At 41.2% G+C, this 2689-nt stretch carries 5 protein-coding genes and 1 pseudogene; 2 read left to right on the top strand and 4 right to left on the bottom strand.

Translation table 11 applies throughout. The features are described 5' to 3' along the window. Positions 1-125 precede the first annotated feature (125 nt). Positions 126-581 (top strand): annotated as a pseudogene (locus IM477_RS20585) (SDR family NAD(P)-dependent oxidoreductase); the annotation flags it as partial. A gap of 15 nt (positions 582-596) precedes the next feature. Here the strand turns inward: IM477_RS20585 and IM477_RS20580 are convergent. From IM477_RS20580 to IM477_RS20565, 4 genes are read right to left on the bottom strand one after another with little or no spacing between them, the layout of a single operon-like run. Next, entirely contained in the window at positions 597-1283 is a 687-nt protein-coding gene (locus tag IM477_RS20580) for a helix-hairpin-helix domain-containing protein (protein WP_287733280.1), read from the bottom strand. A gap of 6 nt (positions 1284-1289) precedes the next feature. Then, the gene (locus tag IM477_RS20575; protein WP_002798892.1) at positions 1290-1643 is read right to left on the bottom strand and encodes an NINE protein; all 354 of its coding nucleotides are present in this window, start codon (positions 1641-1643) and stop codon (positions 1290-1292) included. Continuing rightward, entirely contained in the window at positions 1640-1852 is a 213-nt protein-coding gene (locus IM477_RS20570; protein WP_002761887.1) for a hypothetical protein, read from the bottom strand. The genes IM477_RS20575 and IM477_RS20570 overlap by 4 nt, the downstream gene beginning before the upstream one ends. Before the next feature lie 54 nt (positions 1853-1906). Continuing rightward, positions 1907-2188 (bottom strand): DUF2470 domain-containing protein, encoded by a 282-nt coding sequence (locus IM477_RS20565; protein ID WP_002784578.1) that lies wholly within the window; start codon positions 2186-2188, stop codon positions 1907-1909. A gap of 394 nt (positions 2189-2582) precedes the next feature. Between IM477_RS20565 and IM477_RS23460 the strand changes: the two genes are divergently transcribed. After that, the coding region (locus IM477_RS23460) for a transposase family protein (RefSeq protein ID WP_502846571.1) at positions 2583-2689 on the top strand (107 nt) is incomplete at its 3' end.

Raw genomic sequence — 2689 nt, 5'->3', positions numbered from 1 at the left:
GCCGACACCATCGGTCAAAGCACGGGGGCATCGCGGCTGGGGTTGTCTCTTTCATCGCCGATTTTTCAACGTAAAGTGCTTATTCTATAACGATTATACTCTATTATACTCTTGTTGAGCGTTTAAGTCCCAATAATCTGGTATTGGTGGAATTAAGCCACTATTTTCTCCTTCCCATGCTTGCCGGCACTGGGGGGGCAATTATCAATGTTGCTTCCATTGCCGGGTTTCAACCGCTGCCCTATCTTTCCGTCTATGCGGCGACAAAAGCCTTTGTCCTCAGCTTTAGCGAGTCTCTCTGGGCAGAAAATAAGGACAAAGGCGTTGAAATCCTCGCTCTTTGCCCCGGTCCGACGGAATCGAATTTTTTTGAGGTGGCCCGATTTCCCAGGGCTTTGATGGGCAAAAACGGCCGGTTAGATTCGGCAGAAGTGGTGGTACAAGAGGCTTTAACCGCCTTGGCAAACAAACGCCCCAACGTGGTAGCCGGTAAATTTGCTAATAAAATTATCGTCAATCTGCCCCGTTTTTTACCTAGAAGTTGGATCGTGTCTTTGCTAGAAAAGCAATTCAAGCTATAACTAGAATCAAGCTAATTAGAGCAATTGCTGATAGGATTTTAAGGGAATACCTGTCCGGTTTCTCACTTCGATGGCCGAACGATAGACACCGTTTTTTTCTCTTTCGGCGACAATTTTATCGGCCAAGGAAAAGTCAAGACCGAGATTGACTAATTCCTCAACGGAGTGGTAGTTTAAACAACGCCAAGAAACGTCAACTTCTTGGCGAATATCGTAGGCAAAGATAATCAAAGGTTCCAGTTTTTTGAGATAATTTTCTGGTAAACCAGCCAAGAAGTGTAATTCTTCCAAATGGGTAAAAATATGTCCTTCATTACGGACAGAAACGATATCATTGGCATAGACAATCGGCAACCCTAATTTATAAACCAGATCGTTGGTGGAACAGCTGTTAATATCAATTTTTTCGAGAGGAGGGGATGACTGTCTGGAATCGGTTCTATTTGCCGAAGCTATTGGATGGGAATTAAGCTGTTGACGGATGTATAAACCCAGGCCGATTTGGGCAAACCAAATTACGATAAAAGACTCTTGTGTAAGGAAAATAAGGGAGATAATTGTCAAGGCAATGCCGACGGATAACCAACTTTGGTTATTGTTTTTTTTGCCAGCATTAGCAATGGCAAGCCCACCGAAAACTGGGACTAAAGACAGCCAGATCCACTCGGAAGATTCGGGAGGGCGAGGAGAGAGATTAGACATATTTTTTTAAAGAGAATCTAAATATTTTCTGCGTTTTTCTTCGTATTCTTCAGCAGTAATAATTCCCTGATCGTAAAGTTTTTTAAGCTGGAGTAAAGTAGCGGTTTTTTGCTGACCTGATTCCGGCAGTCCTCGCTCTCTACTGCTGGGGAGATAGTTAGGATTGTATTTAGCATCAAAAGCTTGATCTGACATGATGATTAAACCAATAAATTCAAAAAAAGCAATGATGCCAGGGATAAAAGTCCAGAAGAAAAGTAGATAGAGAACACCTGCCAAATTCTCCCCTAGATAAAACTTATGGATGCCAAGATAACCAAGAAAAAAGGCTAGTAAAGCCGCTATAGTTCTATTTCTCATAATTTTTGAGATTTCCCTAATTTAGCCAAAAGAAAGTATAAAACCACGATGCCTGTCTGTAATTCCAAGAGAGTAATATAACCCTTAACTAGATAATTTAATTCTAGGGAGGAATTAAAGGCAAAAACTAGCACACCCAAGACTAAAAAAGGCAGTAAACGCCAGCCAGACTTGGGTATTTTTATTCCCGTACTATTAACCTGATTCATGGGCTAATTCTCTAGGTTGGTCTTTTTCGGTGATAGTCGCAAAATCGGGCTTTGTCAAGGGGTGGTTTGATTAACTTTTAGCATCTCAACGAGAATATTATGGGCATCCTTGGCTGATTCTAGGGTGCGCTCAAAAGGGATTCTAATTGTTTGACTCTCCCCTAATTTTTCTACGGCTAAATCCATGCCTTGGGGATCGATGGAGAGCATTTGAGCAGTTTCTGCATCGGTAATATTACCGTAAACTTGAGCGTAGAAAAGCACGGCATCACCGTGATCTTTGTTCATGTGTTTACAGATGCGATCGCTAATGGCGGGAGTGATAGTTTCAGACATAATATTCTGGAAAAAATCGATAATAAGGTGGGGACGGATAAAAGCCAGTTCTAAATCGAGGCAAATGGGGGGATATTAGTTAGGGTAGCTTAATTAATCGCTAATTGCCAGATAATTTGGGCGTGGGCATGGCAGACATCAATAATAAGTTTAATATTATTTTCTTGACAAAAAGCTTTAATTGTGCATTGATCTAATTGTCCCACTTAAGGTCAATCGGGGTAGAAAGTAAGATACAGGGGCTGCCCGCGTATTTAAATTGCCTGTTGAGATGAGACAAGAGGCAAGAACCCCCCCCGGTTGGTAGGGCTGATTCATTCTCCCATCAGAATATCAAAAGTAAAAGCGATCACTGTCAGGTAAAATGATAAGTGACCGCCAACTTTTAAAACATATGTTGAGCTTAATAGAAAAACTAAAACAAGTCAAGGACTTTCGGAAAGATAAAGGAAAAAGACACCCTTTATGGATAGTATTAGTAGTAATAATACTGGGAACAAT

This window comes from Microcystis sp. M090S1 (assembly GCF_020246295.1).
Lineage (GTDB): Bacteria > Cyanobacteriota > Cyanobacteriia > Cyanobacteriales > Microcystaceae > Microcystis > Microcystis aeruginosa.
This window is presented reverse-complemented; position numbering and strand designations above follow the sequence as displayed.

What these genes read in the sequence shown, in the direction of transcription:
- IM477_RS20575 (WP_002798892.1), bottom strand. Translation starts at nt 1,643, where the DNA reads ATGAGAAATAGAACTATAGCGGCTTTACTAGCCTTTTTTCTTGGTTAT.
- IM477_RS20570 (WP_002761887.1), bottom strand. Translation starts at nt 1,852, where the DNA reads ATGAATCAGGTTAATAGTACGGGAATAAAAATACCCAAGTCTGGCTGG.
- IM477_RS20580 (WP_287733280.1), bottom strand. Translation starts at nt 1,283, where the DNA reads ATGTCTAATCTCTCTCCTCGCCCTCCCGAATCTTCCGAGTGGATCTGG.
- IM477_RS20565 (WP_002784578.1), bottom strand. Translation starts at nt 2,188, where the DNA reads ATGTCTGAAACTATCACTCCCGCCATTAGCGATCGCATCTGTAAACAC.